A 19,548-nucleotide genomic window follows, 5' to 3' on the forward strand; every position below is an offset into this window, starting at 1 on the left:
TTTGGAACTCTCTTAGTAACTACTATTTTTGCGTTCCCTTTTTAGGAGGGGTACGTGAATTCCCAAAGATTAAATGGCAAAACAGGACCTAATAGAGTAAGACGGAACCATCATTGAAGCATTAAGCAATGCGATGTTCCGTGTGAAATTAGAGAATGGACACGAATTGATAGCACATATTTCGGGAAAGATGAGAATGCACTATATCAAAATACTTCCCGATGACAAAGTGAAGTTGGAGATGAGTGCTTACGATTTGAATAAAGGAAGAATAACGTTCAGATATAAATAAAGAGTACAAAAAAAGGGGTCATGAAAGTAAGAGCATCAGTAAAGAAAAGAAGTGTGGACTGCAAGATTGTTAGACGCAAGGGGGTAGTTTTTGTTATCAATAAAAAGAACCCCAAGTTCAAACAACGTCAGGGATAATTCATTAAATCAAACCAATAAATTAAAGAATGGCTAGAATATCAGGTGTAGATCTTCCGAAGAATAAAAGAGGAGTAATAGCTCTTACGTATATATATGGTGTCGGAAGAACCACAGCAGAAAAAATCCTTACGTCTAATGGTATCGACATTAACATTAAGGTGAAGGACTGGAATGACGAGCAGGTTAACGGAATTATCCGCTTTATAGGCGATAACCTGAAGCTGGAGGGTGAATTGAGGGGAGATGTTCAACAAAACATCAAACGTTTGCAGGATATAGGTGCTTATCGTGGCATTCGCCATAGAAAAGGATTACCTCTTCGCGGTCAAAGAACCAAGACGAACGCTAGAACAAGAAAGGGTAAGAGAAAGACCGTCGCTAACAAAAAGATGGTTACTAAATAATAAATAAAGGACAGATCATTAAAGATGGCAAAACAACAAACACCACAACAACAATCGGCTGTAGCTAAGGCAAAAGCCAAAAAAAGGATTGTAAAAGTAGATTCTGAAGGCAAAGTCTTTATCAATGCTACTTTCAATAACATCATCATCACCTTTACCAACATGAGCGGACAAACCATCAGTTGGGGGTCTGCCGGTCGTGTGGGCTTCAGAGGTTCTAAGAAAAACACACCTTATGCGGCGCAGATGGCTTGTACAGAAGCGGCCAAGGTAGCCCATGAAGCAGGCTTAAGAAAAGTAGAGGTATTTGTTAAGGGGCCAGGTGGCGGTCGCGAATCAGCTATGAGGACCATCTTCACTAGTGGTATTGAAGTAACCATTATTAATGATACCACACCGATACCTCACAACGGCTGTCGTCCTCCTAAGAAGAGAAGAGTATAAAAGTAGGCGGATAGCGGTTGACAGTTCGCAGAATAAATAATTAAAAAGAAAATTGAGTAAGCAATTATGGCAAGATATATAGGACCTACCACCAAAATAGCCCGTAAATTCGGGGATGCGATTTTTGGTAGCGATAAGTACTTTGATAAGAGAAGTTATCCTCCTGGGCAGCACGGTGTTTCGAAGAAGCGAAAAACAGCTTCTGAATATGCTATTCAGTTGTTGGAGAAGCAAAAGGCAAAATATACTTATGGTTTATTGGAGCGCCAGTTCCGCAACTTGTTTGAAAAAGCAGCCCGTAAGAAGGGGGTAACCGGTACCAATTTGTTTAAGTTGTTGGAAGCCAGACTAGACAATACGCTGTATCGTTTAGGCTTTGCTGCCTCTCGTTCACAGGCCCGTCAGTTAGTCACTCACAAACACGTGGTGGTAAACGATCAGGTGGTAAGTATCCCGTCTTTCACTTTAAAGCCCGGCGATAAAGTAGGCCTTCGCGAAAGATCTAAGAACCTGAGCGTGGTTCAGGAAGCCATTGCTAAAAAAGGTAAGAAATTTAACTGGTTGGTAGTGGACGAAAAAAATGTACAAGGAACCTTTTTGGAATTTCCTGAAAGAGAACAAATACCGGAAAACATCAATGAACAGCTAATCGTAGAGTTGTATTCCAAGTAAGCATTTTTGACCCGATTTTTGCTAATCATTTTTCAAAAAATAAATCCAGATAAACTATGACCATTTTAAATTTTCAAAAGCCGGAAAAAATCACGCTCCAAAAGGCAAATGATTTTGAAGGAATTTTTGAATTCAAACCTCTCGAGCCCGGCTTTGGGGTAACTATTGGTAATGCGCTTCGCAGAGTATTACTTTCTTCTTTAGAAGGATATGCGATTAGCGGAATCAAAATCTCTGGTGTGAATCATGAGTTCTCTACCATCAAAGGAGTTATTGAAGACGTGACCGAAATCGTGCTGAACCTAAAGCAGGTGCGTTTGAAAAAGGTGATGGATGATGAAAACCCTACCGACAAAATATATATTGCACTGAAAAACCAACAGTCTTTCCGTGCTGAGCATATTGAGAAACATACCAATGTTTATCAGGTATTAAATCCTGACTTAGTGATTTGCAACATGGAAGGAAATGTGAATCTAGAGTTGGAATTGACGATCAGCAAAGGTCGCGGATATGTACCGGCTGATGAAAACTCTAAAGAGCATCCTATTGGATTTATTCCGGTAGATGCTATTTATACTCCAGTAAAGAACGTGAAATATGCTGTAGAGCCTTTCCGTGTAGAACAGCGCGTGGATTTTGAAAAGTTGGTACTTGAAGTGAGCACTGATGGAACGATTCATCCGGAGGATGCGGTGAAGCAAGCATCACGTATTTTAATTCAGCACTTGATGTTGATTACGGATGAATATATTTCTTTTGATTCTCCAACATCTGGTCAAACTGAAATGGTGGACGAGCATTTACTACACATGCGCAAGTTGCTTAAAACTCCTCTTGAAGATTTAGATCTTTCGGTTCGTGCCTTCAACTGTTTGAAAGCGGCAAAAATAGAGTCGTTGGAAGAGTTAGTTCAATTTAATACCAACGACTTGTTGAAATTCCGCAACTTTGGCAAGAAGAGTTTGGTGGAAATTGAAGCATTATTGCATGAAAAAGGATTGAGTTTTGGAATGCACTTGGAGAAATACAAACTCCACGAGAATTAATCATTGAATAGAATATAGAAATTAGAACGTCATGAGACACGGAGATAAAGTAAATAACCTAGGCAGAAAAACAGCCCATCGTCATGCCCTGATGATGAATTTGGGAGTGGCGCTTATAACCCACAAAAGAATCTTCACTACATTAGCTAAGGCCAAGGCTTTGAGAGGATATGTAGAGCCGATGATTACGCGTAGCAGAGAAAACACCACGCATAACCGCCGTACGGTTTTCAGTTCGTTGGAAGATAAGAATGCCATTACAGAACTGTTCAATGTCATTGGACCTAAAGTTGGCGAGCGTCCCGGAGGATACACCCGTATTATTAAGACAGGTTTTCGTCCAGGTGATGCGGCTGAAATGGCTATGATTGAACTAGTTGATTTCAACGAGATATATACGCAGAACAAGAACGCCGGTAAAGCTGCAGAACCTAAGAAAAGAACTCGTCGCGCCGGAACTACCAAGAAGGCAGCTGTTACGAAGAAGACAACTAAAACTAAGGCCGATGCTGAAGAAAGCACGGAAACAGAAGCTGCTGAATAGTTATTCTATATTTTATTAAATAAAGAGCCCGTGAAAAATAATGATTCACGGGCTCTTTTATTGTCTGCCTTTTCTACGACATGGTTAATGAAGCCATTAATAGTAACAATATGGAGGTTAAGCAATCTCCGTAGTGATAATCTCCAGTGCTTCCTCAATCATCCGGTTTATTAACTTTTTATGATTGTGCGCGAACTTCTGATTAATACGGTTGGCAATAATTGCGTTGACTGAAAGACATTCATGCCCGAGTAACTTACCCAACCCGTATATACCTGCGGTTTCCATTTCGAGATTTGTAATACGAAAATGTGGATGATGAAAGCGGTTGAGAGTATATACAAAATCAGCGAACTCCGGCTCTAATCTCAATCTTCTTCCTTGTGGCGCATAAAACCCGGAAGCAGTAACGGTAGTGCCTTTTGGAAAATACTTTTCAAAACGTTGTAACAGTTTAGTACCTGCACCGGCGAAATAGGGTTTAATCTTTCCAAAGTACGGGTTTATGTAACTTGCAAAGGCTTCGAGATACACGGTTTCCTGAATAGAATTTTCAAGAGGATAGAAGTGCATCAGATTGTCCATGCCAATGGCTGCTTCGGAAATAAGAATGCTGCCCACTTCTATTTCCTCATTTACTGAACCTGATGTGCCGAGGCGGATGATATTTAATGAAGTTAGGGCTTCCTTAACGGTGCGGTTTTCAAAATCAATATTGACCAACGCGTCTAATTCATTCAAGGCAATATCTATGTTGTCTGTACCCATTCCAGTGGAAAGCACCGTCAATCTTTTGTTGTTGAGGAGTCCGGTATGCGTTACAAACTCGCGGTGGTGGCCTTTATATTGAATAGAGTCAAAATGCTTGCTTACATCTTTTACACGTGCGGGGTCGCCCACAGTGATAATGGTATCTGCCAGTTCATCAGGCTTTAAATCTAGATGGTAAATGCTGCCATCCGGGTTTATTAGTAGTTCTGAATCAGGAATTCTCATAAATAATTAAAAGGTTTTAACCCATTTGAAAGTACCGGAAATATATTTGTTGCGGACATAGACCACATACATCCCGGCAGATAAAAAGGGATTGGAATAGGTATAAGTGTTTGAGAAGAAAGCATCCTTTGAATGAGATAATTGTTTTGCGCCGTCCAGCGAATAAATATCTACTTGAACGGGTTCTCCAGCATCTGAAGAAGAAGTAAGGGTGAAAGAATATCCATCCTGAATGAAATGAAATCCACCAGAGGAACCATCGGTAGATTCACCGACAGATGAAATACCGCAAGGGTTAGAACGGAAAGCCAGAAGTCCTCGTTCATACAACCTTTTGAATATTGCACAATAGTTTGCGCCATTGTTTAGAATGGTATCCATGCTGATGAGCAGTTGTGCGGCATCAGTCATGGAGATATTTTGGGCATAATTATAATGCGATTCTAGAATCAGCCTATCCATGATGTCTCGACCAAGATCTGTGTTCAGTTGGAATAAAGTAGAAGACCAAATTTCCGCATCCCGGTAAATACTAGAATAACTCATATCGTTGGGATAATGCTTTGTTGAATTTACCAAACGCCCATTCCAAAATTCATTATGACCATCCCAGTTGAATACCCACTCTTCTTTGAAAGTATTGATGCTACGGGAATATGCAGCAGCAAGATAATCTCCTAAACCTTCATCAAGCGACGTGCGTTCATATCCCACATTGCTCGCCGGAGAAGCATTGTCTGATATGAAGTGTCCATATTCATGAATAATCACATCGGCATCCTGCGCATCAGGCACGCCTCCGGTTCCAAAGTAAATACGCGGCGGACTCTGACTGGATGAGAAAAAGGACTGGTCGGCACCGTAAGCAGCATGAGTATCCATGTTCACACGTACATTGGCACAAGTAAATCCCATGCCGGCTACATAATCTCTGAAGCGGTTGGCATGGTAGAAGGCATTGACGTCTTCTAATCCTGTATTGGGTCGGCTATAATTAAATTGAGGAAGTGTACTGGTAGCTGGTGCTACATTTGGCGTATCAAAATCGCTGATGATTACATAAGGACCTTCAAGTGTAAATTTTACTCCGTCAAAGTTTGTTTTGAAGTTTACGGTTTGTAATTGAGATTCAATCCAGGGGGCATTGGCATTGTTATTATGCTTATATATTGTATTGGTGTCGTATAACTTCCCGGCAGTTGTCAATGGGTCGGGGTTAAATACTCTACCGCTTACGGTTGAGTCAGGTACGGCACTGCTGTACATGCGTGTGTCTCGTTCGTATAATATTTCATTAGCAGTTTGAATGATTTCCTTAAATGGACTTGTAGGGTGTATATAGGCTAGTACTGGTTCCCCAGAGCGAGGATGAAATGCTATAATGGATTGTTCATTTGCTGTTTCAGTATTTAGTCTCCAGCCTTGTGTAGAATATGAATTGTCGAAAATTGAGAGGATTAGATTTTGCTTATTCGTATTCACCTTTACTTCGGATTGATAGACCGGAACACCTGAAAATGTTTGGTGGAAAGAATAGTGATATCCACCGAGGCTTTCGTGACGGTAATTCAAAACAAGATTACTTCTAGCGTCGTTTAGTGTAGCCAAATAGGAAAGTAGGAACTGATGGATGGTTTCAGTAGTATTTTTTCCCTCAAAATGAATTTGATCGAATGAGCTTTTACAGGGAAGTTGACGATAGGCAGTCATTGTTCCCGATGGTGTATTTTTTTGTGAGCTTAGATTTAGACCAACAATAAGAGAAACAATCAGTGCGAAGTATTTCATGCAGCGTTGTACAAAGATAATGAAAACATAGGCGGTATAGTACCCTATAGATAATGCGCTCCAACTATCAGCGCAATAGCAAGAACTGCGAATATCAATCCGACGGCATTTGTAAGTGATATTTTCTCGCGGAATATTAGAATTCCAGCTAGCGAAGCACAGGCGACTGTTCCTAAGTTGCTTAGAGGAAACACCACAGAACTTCCCCAAGAAACAGTTGCCAATGCTTTGAGCATGAAAAGAAAAGAGAAGTAGTTAACAATTCCCAATACAACTCCGCCAACAAGGCTCTTCCAATGAAAAGAGGTTTTTTTTCTGGATAACTGAAAAGCGAAGATTAGCGTACCTAATGTGGCAGCGGCGGCGAAGAGGAAAAATGAAAATTCCTCCATTCCGGTTTGAGCCACATATTTCTTATTAGCCAATTGGGTTAAACTGTCACATAATCCGCTTCCTGCAAAAATGAAAAATGGCAATACTGCAAAGGACGATTTGTGCGTTTGATGCATTGGAGCATCTCGAATGGATGACAATACAACCGCCACAAAGGCTAGCAAAATACCTACCAGTTTCATCCAGTTAAATTCTTCTCCGTAAATAGTAAAAGCAAGAAGCACGGGAAACACCAAACCAAGCTTCATTGCAACCGAAGCCGTTGAAACTCCGTACCGGACAGTAGCAATACTGATCAGATTGAAAACAGTGATGAAAAGACTTCCTAGCAGCAGCGAGAAAGACAACCAAGAATTTGTCCAGATTTCTCCGGTGGCAAAAGATGATTTATTGGGGAGAAAAAGATAGGCACAGAGAGTGGCAGACAAATAATTGAAAACAATTGCTTGAAAAATTGGAGTTCGTGTTCGCTCAAATACCTTAAAGGCGAGTACCAACAGCGACGAAGAAAGAATAGAGAGGATTAAGTAAAGCACCAGTAAATATTATGGATAAGTACTTGTTTTATTCTTTTGGTACTACTTTAATGTCTTCGGGTTCGATAGATTCCAGATTAAGTTTAGCCGACGCCACCCTGAAGGTGGTGCGCCGATTTTTTTGGTGCTCATCTTCTGTACAGTTCACGCCATTTCTGCATTGATTGACAGGAGCAGTCTCCCCATATCCCTTCGCAATCAATCGGTCTTTTGGAATTTGTTTTTCAACTAGATAGTCAACCACGCTTTGTGCGCGCGCCTGCGATAGTTTCTGATTGTATTCATCACTTCCCCGACTGTCGGTATGTGATCCTATCTCGATAGTGAGGTCCGGGTTGTCTTTGAAGAAAATCATGATGGAGTCTAACACAAGTTTTGATTCCGGGCGCAGAGTGGCCTTGTCATAATCGTAATAGATATTGGGGATGACAATCATCTTCTGTGTAAAAATTTTATCGAGTTCAATCTGGGTATACAAATTAATGTATGTGGAATCCTTATTACGTTTTCCCTTGGTGGTGATTAAAGTATTGTTGCTGAAGTAGCCATTCTTCCCAGCGGTTATTTTGTAGTCTGTTTCCGCTTCTAATCTAAAAATGAAATTGCCTCCTGTATCTGAAAAAGCAGCATTTAGGATTCGTTCATCAGCCATTTTTAATTCAACCTTGGCTTTAGGAAGGGTTTTCAAACCCAATACTTTGCTATCTGGGTTCTCTGGATTTTCGTATTTTTTTTCCAATACCTTACCCCTAAGTACAAACAGATTTAACCACCTTTCCTCAAAGCGGTATAGGTCATCCTTTCCTTTTCCACCCGCTCTGGACGAAGAGAAATATCCAGAAAAAAGAATAGTATCGTTCTCAGTATCCGGTTTATACTTATCAATATAAAAAGCGAAATCGTCAGCACCACTGTTGATGGGATATTTCAAATTGATAGGTTCCCGGAAGGAGTTTTTTACTCTGGCAGATTTGAAAATATCTAAGCCACCCATACCCGGCAAACCGTTGGAAGAGAAATAGAGATTATACTTTTCGTCTAGCCAGGGAAAGCGCTCACTTTCAGGAGTGTTGATACTTCCGCCTAAATTGATGGGAGCGCTCCAACCGGTATCTATTTTATTGAAAAGATACAAGTCGGTTCCTCCAAAACCACCAGGTGCGTCAGATGACAACAGCAGCAGATTTCCATCGGGAGAGAGGAATGGATCATATACGTTTACCGTATCGGGAAACACATCTACACGTACCGGTTCGTTCCAGTGTTCGTTATTAAATGCACTGTAATAGAGATGACAGAATTGATTGCTCTGATCCTCCGGCTTGCATCGGATAAAGTAGATCTCTTTGAAGTCTTTACTGAAAGTCGGTGAACTTTCATGAGCGTCCGTATTAAGCGTGGTTGCAAAAGAAGTAGGAGGAGTGAAACTCCCTGCCTTTAACTCGGTGACAAAGATATCACTGAACTTTTCTCCTGTCCAGCCGTCTCTACCAGAGCCGGTAGCTTGGTCTCTTGAAGAAGAGAATACAAATTGGTTTGGTTTAAACGGACGCAAAGAATAATCACTAGCAGAAGAATTGATTGCTTCGATATTAGTAACTGATATACGCGAAAATTCCTTTTTCCATTCTAAGGCTTCGCGACATTGATTGGCTTGTTTGCGTCCCTCAAAACCTCCGGAAGAGATGCGTTGGAATTTTTCGAAATTATTATAAGCCTCTGCATACTTCTCCTGCTGTTTCTGCATCATTGCCAACATGAAAAGTGCCTGAGACCCGCCATTCAGGTCTAAGCATTTTTGATACCACTTTTCCGCGTTCGCCAAATCATTAAACTTTCGATAGGACTCAGCAACGGCAAAGGCTTTAGGCTGTTGTTTAATAGGATCTTTTTCCGCGTTGAATTCCTTCAACAAAAAATCAAGACTTTCGTTGAAGAGTTTAAGTTCTACGGCTGTCTTTCCGTCTTTTATCACAAACTTGGTAGGCTTGCAAGCAGAAACCAAAATCAGCAAGAACAATAGAATGGACCGGTGCACTACTTTCACTCTCTGTTGTTTCGTATAAAAGTAGAAAAGAATAGCACAAGAGAAAATAGACTTTTGTTTATTAATCGTTAGCGAGAGTGATTAAAATGGAACTTCTTCATCTCCTTTAAAATCATCCGGTTTGTGCCGTTTTTCAAAAGTAGTATCATCTTCGGATTCTTCATTCATTCGAGAGGGGAGCCGTTTGAATTTTCTCTTTTCTTGACCGTCCTGAATTTCCATATATTGGTCGGCAGTGCCTATTTCATCTATGTTTTCAAACTTCGCAAACTTATTGATGAATCGGGTTCTCACCGTTTTCACTGGACCATTCCGATGTTTTGCGATAATGACCTCTGCCACATCTTTGATACTTTGTCCGCTCGTATCTTCAGTTAAGCCATAATATTCACCTCTGTAAAGAAATATGACAATATCTGCATCTTGCTCAATTGCTCCTGATTCACGCAAGTCAGAAAGGATGGGTTTCTTATCACCGCCTCTGGTTTCAACGGCACGCGAAAGCTGAGAGAGTGCAATGACCGGGATAGCTAATTCTTTTGCCAGTCCTTTTAACGAGCGGGAAATCTGACTGATTTCTTGTTCACGATTTCCGGTTTTACCATCAATGCTGCCACTCATCAACTGAAGATAATCAATGATAACCATCTGAATATCATGTTGCTGTTTCAGGCGGCGACACTTGGAGCGAAGTTCAAAAACGTTGATAGCCGGGGTGTCGTCAATAAATAAAGGGGCACTTCTCAGGTGGTCAATTTTGGAAGTGAGAATCTGGTATTCATATTCCTCCAGATTGCCGCGGCGCAGTTTATCCGAAGGAATATGTGTTTCCATCGAGATCATACGCTGCACTAATTGTGCCGAGGACATTTCTAATGAGAAAATAGCCACAGGCTTTTTGTGATCTATCGCTGCGTTGCGCGCCAGAGCCAGCGTGAAGGCCGTTTTACCCATAGCCGGACGAGCAGCGACAATAATCAAATCCGATTTCTGCCAGCCACCGGTTGCCCGGTCTAAATCGAAGAAGCCGGAGGGAACACCATTCAGGTGGTCTTCGCTGTTGTGCATGCGCACATCAATCTCCTTCAACTCCGTCATTAACAAATCGCCAATCTTTTCCGAATTACGCTTCAGATTGTTTTCTGCAATGCTGAAAAGATTTTTTTCAGCCTTATCAAGCAATTCAAAAACATCGGTTGTGTCTTCATAAGCATCCTTAATAATATCCGTAGAGGTAGAAATCAGTTGTCTTTGTATGTATTTTTCTGCAATCAACCGGGCGTGATATTCCACGTTGGCGGCGGAGCCTATTTTATTGGTAAGTTGCGCTACAAAGAAAGGCCCTCCGGCGGCATCCAACTCACCATTCTTTTTAAGTTGCTCCGTAACCGTCAATAAATCAATCGGCGATTGATTGTTAAATAGTGTTCGGATGGCGCGCCAGATTCTTTGATGCGCATCTACATAAAATGAGTCTTCTTTTAGGATGTCAATAATTGGATCGATTGCGCTCTCCTCAATCATCACGGCACCCAATACGGCTTCTTCCAACTCTTTCGCTTGTGGCGGAAGTTTGCCATAGTCTAAAACATTGGATTCTACGGAACTTTTCCGCAGGATGGATTTCTTTATTATTTCTACCGGTTCAGCCATTTCTTGTCAATCTTCTGGGTTGGGATTCTTTAATTTTTTTCTTTCTTGGGGGGCCACAAAAATTCACTTTTCAAAATCAAATACAAAGCCTTTTTGTATCTTAATTTCCAAACGTTCCACAAACAGTTCCCCGCATTTTTTCAACAACAAAATTTCCATGAAGATAAACGAAATGAAAATATCCTTACGCACCCCTTGTGCGTTTCCTATTTATTTCCGATAAGCGCCGCTTATTTGAATGCGTCCAATCCGGTTACGTCGTTACCCGTAATCAGGAGGTGGATGTCATGTGTTCCTTCATAGGTGATAACCGATTCGAGATTCATCGAATGGCGCATGATGGGATATTCTCCTGTAATTCCCATGCCACCCAGCATCTGGCGGGCGTTGCGCGCAATATCCAATGCTATTTCACAACTGTTTCTTTTCGCCATGCTGATTTGAGCCGCCGTCGCCTTTCCTTCATTCTTCAAAACCCCCAAACGCCAAACCATTAGTTGTGCTTTGGTGATTTCGGTAATCATCTCGGCTAATTTCTTTTGTTGCAACTGAAATTGTCCAATTGGTTTACCAAACTGTATTCTTTCTTTAGAATATCTCAGTGCTGTGTCATAACAATCGAGCGCTGCGCCAATCGCTCCCCAGGCTATTCCATAGCGTGCGGAAGAAAGACAACCCAAAGGTCCTTTCAATCCCGAAACATTGGGAAGTAAATTTTCTTTTGGAACTTTTACATTATTAAAGACCAACTCGCCGGTGGCCGAAGCTCGCAGGCTCCATTTGCCATGAGTGGTAGGAGTGGTGAATCCTTTATCGCCCCGCTCTACTATCAGTCCCTGAATTTTGCCCGCTTCATTTTTAGCCCAAACAATCGCTAAATCTGCAAAGGGCGAATTGCTGATCCACAACTTAGCTCCATTCAATAAATAATGGTCGCCTTTGTCTTCAAATTTTGTTTCCATGCCGCCGGGGTTCGAGCCGTGGTTGGGTTCGGTCAAACCAAAACAACCCAAGAGTTCACCTTTAGCCAACTTCGGCAAATACTTTTTCTTCTGTTCCTCGCTACCATATTTATAGATTGGATACATCACTAGCGAACCTTGTACGGATGCGGTAGAGCGAATGCCTGAATCACAGCGCTCTAATTCCTGCATGATGATTCCATACGAAATTTCATCCATTCCTCCTCCGCCATATTCGGCAGGAATATTGGGACCAAAGGCACCAATATCTCCCAATTCCTTCACAATATGTTTCGGGAATTCGGCGCGCTGCGCATAATCCTCGATAATGGGGCTAAGTTTTTTCTTCACATAGTTGCGAATGGTTTCGCGGATGAGTTTATGCTCGGTGGTTAGCAAATCATCTACCTGATAATAGTCGTGAAACTGGTATTTGTCTTCCATAAAATCGTGATTTTGGTCTTCGGGCGAAAATAAAAGAATTGCTCATAGTCTGCTCTTGATTACTTTAGCCGAAATTTTTGAAAATGGGATTGATTGCGCTCGAAGGACTCCAGTTTTATTCGCACCACGGCTATCATAAAGAAGAGCAGGTGTTGGGTGGTAAATATTCGGTAGATGTATATATGCAATTAGATTACAGCCAGGCTGCCGCCAACGACGATTTGAAAAAGACGATCAACTATGAAGAGGTCTATAAAACGGTCAAAGAAGAAATGGGAGTTCCTGCTCGTTTGATAGAACATGTGTGCCAAAGGATTATAGATAAGTTGAGCCTCCAATATCCTCATCTCTATTACCTAAAGGTTCGGATCAGCAAACACAATCCCCCGTTGAAAGGACACGTGGATAGGGTCTTTGTAACTCTGGAAAAAGGTGTGCCGGAAGTATCGGTATAATCTGCTTACGAGGCGACATTATCATCGGTAATTTTTTTACATTTGCCGCTCTTAAAAAAAATGGTCGGGTGGCCGAGCGGTTAGGCTGAGCTCTGCAAAAGCTCCTACAGCGGTTCAAATCCGCTCCCGACCTCAAATAAATGCCCTGAAACAGATTTGTTTCAGGGCATTTTTATTTGATTTTTGGGAAATGAAATATGCGTAGGAGCAATCTTACCTTCTAAACATCAGTCGCTTTTCACTACCTCCAAAATACAGATATAGGGTTTCGGTATTCACGCTAAAAGAAACTATATCTTTCATCGCATCCGAATAAATTAGACGCCAATCCGAAACATCAAATACAAGAGTGCTAAATCTTTAATCGAAGGTGATCAAATTAGTGTTGGATTATCATGTTTTTTGATTGATCTCGTCTGTTTTTTGTTTCCAAAGGGTTTTTTCTCCAAATAATCAACAGGAACGCGCGCGCTCATCCTTTTTTTTGTTAGGAATCCTTTTTCTCCCTGTATGTTCGACGTTAACTGTAGAATTTATCATTAAATATTTCTAAATTCGCCCATGCCCCCGCCCTACGATAATCAATTTAGATTTCCGTTTAATTTTAAAATTAGTTACGTGTAATGACAGAAAAGGATATCCCTATCTATTGCATTAACGATATAAAGGATTCAGGTGGTGAAGGAAATTACTCTTTACACCGATTTGAATATTTCGACAATAATATTGGTCATCTCAGAGAACTTCACCGTCATGATCACTTTGCCCTTTTTCTCATTTCTGCCGGGAAGGGTAATCATGTAATAGATTTTGAATCTTTCGAATTAAAACCCAATCGGCTATTTTTTATTAGTCCCGGACAGGTACATGCTTGGGGAGAATTGGAGGATGTAAGTGGGTTTATACTTTTGTTCTCTAACGATTTTTTTACCGCAGCACTTCAGTATATTGAGTTGCGCGACTATTTGTTTTATAACACCCTTGAAAAGCAATCCTACTTAGACCTTAATGAGGAAGAATCAAAATACTTTATAGGGCTGTTTAAAAGAATCGAGGACGAACAAAATAATCCTGCCAATTATAGCCTGAATATTATTCGCTCTTTGCTCAATATCATTTTATTTCAGCTCACCAGAATTTATGAGCAGACATTTCCTATCGAAAAAAGTACAGAATCGGTTGATTATAGAGTGAGCGAATTTGAAAAGTTGGTACGGGAGCATTATAAGACCAAGAAGGCTGTTTCAGAATATGCAGAACTACTTTTTATTACCCCAAACTATCTTAATGCCATTTGCAAGAAAACAAAAGGGAAGGTCGCCGGAGAACTGATTCGAGACCGGATTATGATTGAAGCAAAAAGGCTTTTGGCTCATTCCGACTTGACGGTTGCTGAGATCGCATTCGAGTTGAACTTTGAAGACAACAGTTACTTTGGGCGATTCTTTAAGAAATATGACGGAAAAACTCCTGCTCATTTCCGGAAGGAAGTCAGAAAGTTTACTGAGTTGCATCCTTTGCATCCTTTGCCGGACTTTCTTTATATTGAACCAACACCGGAAGACCAACAACCTACTCCTTAAAATCAAAAGCCCTTGCAGAAAATGTTCGCAAGGGCTTTTGATTTTTCAAATCCGGAAGGCCGGTAAAAGATTACATGCCTAATACTACTATCTTCTTTTCCATCAGGCTTTGGTGTTTCGAATCTTGAATGCGCACTAGGAATACTCCATTACCCCAATGCTTGCTTTGAATTTGTTTGTTTAACAAACCTGCTGGAAGATTCGCTTCAAAAATCTGCTGCCCATTCAGGTTAAATACCTCAACCGTTCCGGCGGCAGACATATAGCCATCCAAAGTAAATTGTTCACGGGCCGGGTTGGGATATATTTGAATAGGAGCAAAGTCTGCCATTGTCTGAATGCCATTTGCTAAAAATACCGGAGCGCAGGTGTCGGGAGAGTTGAGCGCAAAAGCCGAATCTGCCTTGTCGGCCTGGAAAATAGCCAGTACATACTCTCCTTTTCTAAGGTGGTTGATATTCACCGAACCATATTTATCAGTTGTAGAACTCGCGATATTAATTTTACAGCCGGTATCAATTGCCCAATCTGCAGAATAGGAAGGGCGATACATCATCACCAAACTATCTTCTGAATTAGTAAGCAACAAAGCATCAGAATAAAAAGTGCCCGTAGAAGTAGGGGGCGAATACACCCGACCATCATAAGTCAGCGTAGCGTTGGCATCAAAATCAGACTTGAATACGCCATCTACTTTCCAAAATCTTTCTTGCGAAAGATGCAAACCGGGTATGGGATTTTTCATCGGGTCAGCCGGAATGAAGTTATGTTCAATACGCAAGAACGAACTGTCGCTGATGGCATTCACTCGCACGCTCATCTTTCCATGTTTAAAACCAACGGTGCTTGGAGCCGTCAGCGTGTACGCATTCTCGGTGATAGCATCCGAAAGTTTTTCTTCTAAATCAGAACCGGCAAACACCGGATTGATCGGAATCGTCGTATTAAACACCGTGCAAGCGCCGCTTACATTCGCTGTCTTCGTCACACTGTTCCTGTCGGCATCCATAAAAGTGATTTCAAGAGGAACGTTATTATAGAAATGAGGAGCATGATACGACCGCTGACGGATATAAACCGTCACATCATAGTTGGAACCATTCGGTTTGGTGACAAAAGTATCTACCGTAAAATGCGGAAACCCCGCAGCAAATACCCAGTCTGCAAAGAAATCATCCAGATCAATTCCCGAACATCCCGCCAGATAATCGCGCAGCGTGGTACTGCTTTGAGCAGTGAATGCATTATCCGATAAATAAGATTTCAAACAATGGAAATAGAGCGAATCGCCCATATATGCGCGTAGCGAATGAGCCACAATCCCGCCTTTGTTATAGACCGTCTTGCCATACGTATATTGTTCGGGCATGGGTGAAACGGCACGGAAGCCTGCATCAAATATATGAGCCACTCGCAAAGTCGGCTCTAAGAGATCGGCCATTTCTTGTTTGAATCGCTCCTTATTATAAACATCCTCAAAAAATATTTTCTCCGAATAAACTGCAAAGCCTTCTTTCAGCCAATAATCTTCCACGGTGCGCGGCGTCACTAAATCGCCCCACCAATGGTGTGCCAATTCATGCGCCATATAATTCTCATAGTTCGTATTGCCCGGCACCAGATTCATCGGAAAAGTGATGTTTGTGGCATGTTCCATCGCTGCACTGCTGAACGGAACGGTGCCAAATCCAATTTTGTTCCAAGGATAAGCCCCGTAATGTTCTTCAAAAGAATTGAAGCATCCCAACAAATTGATAAAGGAACTTTTCAGTTTGGCGGTATCGGTGGCCGCAGCAGCCAACTGTACCGGCACCGGTCCGTTCAAGCCGTCATAAGTTCTGCTTACGATGGCATAAGGTCCAACCATCACGTTGATGAGATAGGAGGGGAGGGTTTCAGCAATACTCCAATCCCAAGTAGTTGTTCCGTCGCCGTGGTCGGTCGAGTCGGTCATCGCTCCGTTGCACAGAGCCATCTTGTTGCTCGTAGTGGTTACATGAAAATCAACGTTCGCACGCTCTACAAAATTATCGAAGCAGGGAAACCAAGTTCTACCGGCCATGTGGGGAAGAAAACCCGGTCCTACACCAATGTTATATGCAAAGTTTGATTGAAAAAGAAAGCCGCCAAACAACGGATCGGACTGAGGATGTCCATGATAATAAACCGTTACCGCAGCGCTGTCGTCTGTATTCAGCGTACTCACTAAGTCTATACTCAGGCTCGCCGAATCGCTGTAACCAAAGGTCACCAACTGCTCGTTCTGTGTTACGGAATCAATATTGAACTTCAGCAAGTCCAGCACTATCTTATTCACTCCATCCATTTTTGATTTGAACGCTACGCGACAAGCACCGGCAATGGTTTGTCCGGCAAAGTCTGTTACATCGAGCGTAATATCAAAATGCAATAGGTCAATTGTGTCGCTGCGCTGAATCGTGGCACCGGCATCGCGGTTGGCCGAAGGATGATAACCCTGCGCGCACATATACTGCACGGTTTCATCCACAATATCTGATTGAGCAGAAACACTAAATACAATCAGGATGTAAACAAAAGAGAGTAATAGTTTTTTCATTGGCTTAGATTTTTGTGTGAATATAGGGGATTAAGGGAAGAATAAGCTGTGAGCTATGAGTAGAGACGCAATATTTTGCGTCTAATATTTGGCTGAAATGCGAAGACGCAAAATATTGCGTCTCTACGTATTCTCTCACGGCTCTTTCATTTCTCCTTCCCAAAAGTACCAGCACCCCCTTCCAAACTGCCTGCACCCAGTTTTTAACTGCCTGCACCCCCTATATGTACGGCCTACAGCCCCTGATGAACGGCCTTTAGCCCGTTCCGAACTGCCTGCACCCGGTTTGAAACTGCCCGCAGCCCGTTGCATGACACCCTATAGGCAGTTTTGAACTGCCCTCAGCCCGTTCGGAACTGCCTGCACCCCGTCCACCTACCCCCTATACCCCGTCGGCATACCCCCCCTAACCCGTCTATGTACCCCCTGAACAGGGTCAAAACAGGTCAAAAAACATAAAAAAAGGCCGCTTTTCGGAAAAAGCAGCCTTTCTGTTAAAATTCATCTTGAAATCAAGGAGTACCTCCACCTGCCGGGTCGTCCGGCGGGTTAGGGCCAGAACCCCCGCCCGGAAACTGGGCTTTTAAATCATTATAGATAGAAGTGGTTCCGGGAACATTTTGGCCGCTCAGAAATTTTGTGTTTCTGTAAACAGCAATTGCAGCGTGAAAAATATCAGCGCCCAAGAGGCGGCTGGTATCGCTCATGCTTTCGGTGATAGAATTCATACGCTGAAGCAAAGGCTTCATCGCATCGCGGGCGGCCAAGTCATTATCCATTTCTGTTACATTCAGAAAAGAAGGAATAATGACAGGCAAGGAGCCCATGTAAGTACGAGTTTTGGTGATGAAAAACTCGGTTTCGTTTCCGATTTTGCCATACTGCTGGCTTTGCTCGGGTGTCAGGTTCACCATCTTAGCGGCGATGGTGGCTTCAATGCTGGAAAGTGCTGATTCGATGGTTGCAATTTCTGAAGCATCGAACTGGATGGAAATTAAATTATCTAAGGCCATCTGTTTTGTTTTTTTTGTTTTGGTTAAAAAATATGAAGGCGATAATTACGATGCAAGTTTAAAACGCTTTTGGCTAAAAAATAAATGTTGGTGCCGAAAACTTTTGCACAATCATTCCTGTGGAAAAGGCGCTAAATCTATGGAAAACTGCGACCAGTTTTGTGAGGCCGTCCAGATATTAAAGGCTTGGACAGTTTATTTTTGTTGTAATAGCAGCTTCTCTTTTTCATTGGATACTATGAGTCGTATTTCTGGAGGTCTTTAGTTTTATCCATTTCTAAAACATAAATATTTCGCGGGTTCAGAACATGAATGTCCATTCCAAAGTTGATGACCTTCTTATCCTGCAATCCTTTGAGAATATTATGGTTCTCGTCGTTCATAGAAAAAACAACAAAATGTTTATCTCGGAAACAATCCAATAGTTTTTCGACAATGGCAAAGCCTGCATCCATCAAGTTAATGCCTTTTGAAGTTTCTTCCGAATAGGGAACGCCATATTCATTTTTAAATATTTCCTTCATCATATTATGGCTCTTGAAAAAATCCTCCATCGAGTTGATTTCCCATATCGCCATGTTTTCGTACATAAAATACTTTTCGTTGAAATCTGTAGCTATCATTGTTTATTTATTTGGTTTTTAATTATGCCTTGCTCCTTCTATTATTCTAAAAATGTGAAGCACCGAAGGGAAAAGTGCATCCATCGTTTCCTTTGCCCCCTTGGTAGAGCCGGGCAAAGCGAGGATTAAACAATTTCCTTTCATACCGGCCACTCCGCGCGATAGCATGGAGTAAGGCGTTCTATCTTGTCCATAATTTCTGGCGGCTTCCATAATGCCAGGAATCTCGCGATCGAGCAAAGGACGAATAGCTTCCGGTGTGGAATCTCTTGGAGAAAGACCGGTGCCGCCGGTGAGAATAATGAGATCATTTTTTTCTACGTAAAGTTCCTCTACTTTATTTCGTATCACTTCTATTTCATCGGGAATGACGGAATAGTCGGAAATATTTACACTACAACTTTCTAATTTCTTTATAATGGCTTTGCCGGCTTTGTCTTCCTTTTTGCCTGCCGAAATACTGTCGGAGCAAACGATCACCGCCGCTTTCAAATCTTTCCTGAACCGGTCAATAAAGTCGGACTTGCCACCTTTTTTCTCCTTCAACTTGATGGTAGAAATTTCGATGCCCTTATCAATCGGCTTCAGCATATCGTATATGGTGAGCGCCACCACCGATGCTCCGTGCATGGCTTCTACTTCTACACCGGTTTTATAAACGGTGTGTACTTCTACTTCGATTTCAATTTCCATTTCAGAAATCTCATAACGAATTTGAGTGAACTCTACCGGCATAGGATGGCAATCGGGAATCATATCACTGGTGCGCTGTACCGCAAAAAGCCCAGCGGTGCGCGCACATTCCAACACATCCCCCTTGGGAACCGTTTTGTTTTTAACTGCTTCGAGCGTTTCTTTCTTGCTCACTTTCACAATGGCCGTTGCAACGGCTTCGCGAAGTGTAGAGGCTTTAAATGTTATATCTACCATAA

At 41.9% G+C, this 19,548-nt stretch carries 18 protein-coding genes, 1 tRNA gene and 1 pseudogene; 10 read left to right on the forward strand and 10 right to left on the reverse strand.

The window, feature by feature from the left end:
• The first annotated feature begins 73 nt into the window (after positions 1 to 73).
• The 7 genes and pseudogenes from infA to rplQ all read left to right on the forward strand — a co-directional run bounded on the left by infA (position 74) and on the right by rplQ (position 3,545).
• A pseudogene (gene infA, locus IPP77_06380) lies at positions 74 to 292 on the forward strand (translation initiation factor IF-1).
• A 20-nt stretch (positions 293 to 312) separates the two neighbouring features.
• On the forward strand, positions 313 to 429 hold the full coding sequence (rpmJ, locus tag IPP77_06385; GenBank protein MBL0309296.1) for a 50S ribosomal protein L36: 117 nt from the start codon (positions 313 to 315) through the stop codon (positions 427 to 429).
• A 29-nt stretch (positions 430 to 458) separates the two neighbouring features.
• Positions 459 to 836: a 30S ribosomal protein S13 gene (rpsM, locus tag IPP77_06390; protein ID MBL0309297.1), complete on the forward strand. Its 378-nt coding sequence runs from the start codon at positions 459 to 461 to the stop codon at positions 834 to 836.
• 24 nt (positions 837 to 860) lie between these two features.
• Positions 861 to 1,280 carry a 30S ribosomal protein S11 gene (rpsK, locus tag IPP77_06395; GenBank protein MBL0309298.1) on the forward strand — a complete coding sequence of 140 codons (420 nt, stop codon included), beginning with the start codon at positions 861 to 863 and terminating at the stop codon, positions 1,278 to 1,280.
• Between the two features lie 66 nt (positions 1,281 to 1,346).
• Positions 1,347 to 1,952 carry a 30S ribosomal protein S4 gene (gene rpsD, locus IPP77_06400; protein ID MBL0309299.1) on the forward strand — a complete coding sequence of 202 codons (606 nt, stop codon included), beginning with the start codon at positions 1,347 to 1,349 and terminating at the stop codon, positions 1,950 to 1,952.
• A 56-nt stretch (positions 1,953 to 2,008) separates the two neighbouring features.
• On the forward strand, positions 2,009 to 3,001 hold the full coding sequence (locus tag IPP77_06405; protein MBL0309300.1) for a DNA-directed RNA polymerase subunit alpha: 993 nt from the start codon (positions 2,009 to 2,011) through the stop codon (positions 2,999 to 3,001).
• 31 nt (positions 3,002 to 3,032) lie between these two features.
• The gene (gene rplQ, locus IPP77_06410) at positions 3,033 to 3,545 is read left to right on the forward strand and encodes a 50S ribosomal protein L17 (GenBank protein MBL0309301.1); all 513 of its coding nucleotides are present in this window, start codon (positions 3,033 to 3,035) and stop codon (positions 3,543 to 3,545) included.
• Positions 3,546 to 3,662: 117 nt separating this feature from the next.
• On the opposite strand, the gene IPP77_06415 is transcribed toward rplQ, so the two are convergent.
• The 6 genes from IPP77_06415 to IPP77_06440 all read right to left on the reverse strand — a co-directional run bounded on the left by IPP77_06415 (position 3,663) and on the right by IPP77_06440 (position 12,364).
• Positions 3,663 to 4,541: a nucleoside phosphorylase gene (locus IPP77_06415; GenBank protein MBL0309302.1), complete on the reverse strand. Its 879-nt coding sequence runs from the start codon at positions 4,539 to 4,541 to the stop codon at positions 3,663 to 3,665.
• 6 nt (positions 4,542 to 4,547) lie between these two features.
• Positions 4,548 to 6,329 carry a M36 family metallopeptidase gene (locus IPP77_06420; GenBank protein MBL0309303.1) on the reverse strand — a complete coding sequence of 594 codons (1,782 nt, stop codon included), beginning with the start codon at positions 6,327 to 6,329 and terminating at the stop codon, positions 4,548 to 4,550.
• Between the two features lie 44 nt (positions 6,330 to 6,373).
• Positions 6,374 to 7,258, reverse strand: a complete 885-nt coding sequence (locus IPP77_06425) for an EamA family transporter (GenBank protein ID MBL0309304.1) — start codon at positions 7,256 to 7,258, stop codon at positions 6,374 to 6,376.
• A 28-nt stretch (positions 7,259 to 7,286) separates the two neighbouring features.
• The gene (locus IPP77_06430) at positions 7,287 to 9,305 is read right to left on the reverse strand and encodes an OmpA family protein (protein MBL0309305.1); all 2,019 of its coding nucleotides are present in this window, start codon (positions 9,303 to 9,305) and stop codon (positions 7,287 to 7,289) included.
• 81 nt (positions 9,306 to 9,386) lie between these two features.
• The gene (dnaB, locus tag IPP77_06435) at positions 9,387 to 10,958 is read right to left on the reverse strand and encodes a replicative DNA helicase (protein MBL0309306.1); all 1,572 of its coding nucleotides are present in this window, start codon (positions 10,956 to 10,958) and stop codon (positions 9,387 to 9,389) included.
• Between the two features lie 230 nt (positions 10,959 to 11,188).
• Positions 11,189 to 12,364 carry an acyl-CoA dehydrogenase family protein gene (locus IPP77_06440; GenBank protein MBL0309307.1) on the reverse strand — a complete coding sequence of 392 codons (1,176 nt, stop codon included), beginning with the start codon at positions 12,362 to 12,364 and terminating at the stop codon, positions 11,189 to 11,191.
• 83 nt (positions 12,365 to 12,447) lie between these two features.
• On the opposite strand from IPP77_06440, the gene folB reads away from it, so the two are divergent.
• From folB to IPP77_06455, 3 genes are all read left to right on the forward strand, one after another.
• A complete protein-coding gene (gene folB / locus IPP77_06445) occupies positions 12,448 to 12,819 on the forward strand; it encodes a dihydroneopterin aldolase (protein MBL0309308.1) in 372 nt (123 codons plus the stop codon).
• Between the two features lie 62 nt (positions 12,820 to 12,881).
• A tRNA-Cys gene (locus IPP77_06450) sits at positions 12,882 to 12,952 on the forward strand.
• Positions 12,953 to 13,442: 490 nt separating this feature from the next.
• The gene (locus IPP77_06455) at positions 13,443 to 14,402 is read left to right on the forward strand and encodes a helix-turn-helix domain-containing protein (GenBank protein ID MBL0309309.1); all 960 of its coding nucleotides are present in this window, start codon (positions 13,443 to 13,445) and stop codon (positions 14,400 to 14,402) included.
• A gap of 70 nt (positions 14,403 to 14,472) precedes the next feature.
• On the opposite strand, the gene IPP77_06460 is transcribed toward IPP77_06455, so the two are convergent.
• The 4 genes from IPP77_06460 to IPP77_06475 form a co-directional block, all read right to left on the reverse strand.
• A complete protein-coding gene (locus tag IPP77_06460; protein MBL0309310.1) occupies positions 14,473 to 16,980 on the reverse strand; it encodes a T9SS type A sorting domain-containing protein in 2,508 nt (835 codons plus the stop codon).
• A 512-nt stretch (positions 16,981 to 17,492) separates the two neighbouring features.
• Positions 17,493 to 17,993 (reverse strand): hypothetical protein, encoded by a 501-nt coding sequence (locus IPP77_06465; protein MBL0309311.1) that lies wholly within the window; start codon positions 17,991 to 17,993, stop codon positions 17,493 to 17,495.
• A 236-nt stretch (positions 17,994 to 18,229) separates the two neighbouring features.
• Positions 18,230 to 18,616, reverse strand: a complete 387-nt coding sequence (locus IPP77_06470) for a hypothetical protein (protein ID MBL0309312.1) — start codon at positions 18,614 to 18,616, stop codon at positions 18,230 to 18,232.
• A gap of 18 nt (positions 18,617 to 18,634) precedes the next feature.
• Positions 18,635 to 19,546, reverse strand: coding sequence for a bifunctional molybdenum cofactor biosynthesis protein MoaC/MoaB (locus IPP77_06475; GenBank protein ID MBL0309313.1), 912 nt, complete (start codon positions 19,544 to 19,546; stop codon positions 18,635 to 18,637).
• Between the last annotated feature and the right edge of the window lie 2 nt (positions 19,547 to 19,548).

It is taken from the genome of Bacteroidota bacterium (assembly GCA_016722375.1).
GTDB lineage: Bacteria > Bacteroidota > Bacteroidia > Chitinophagales > LD1 > Bog-950.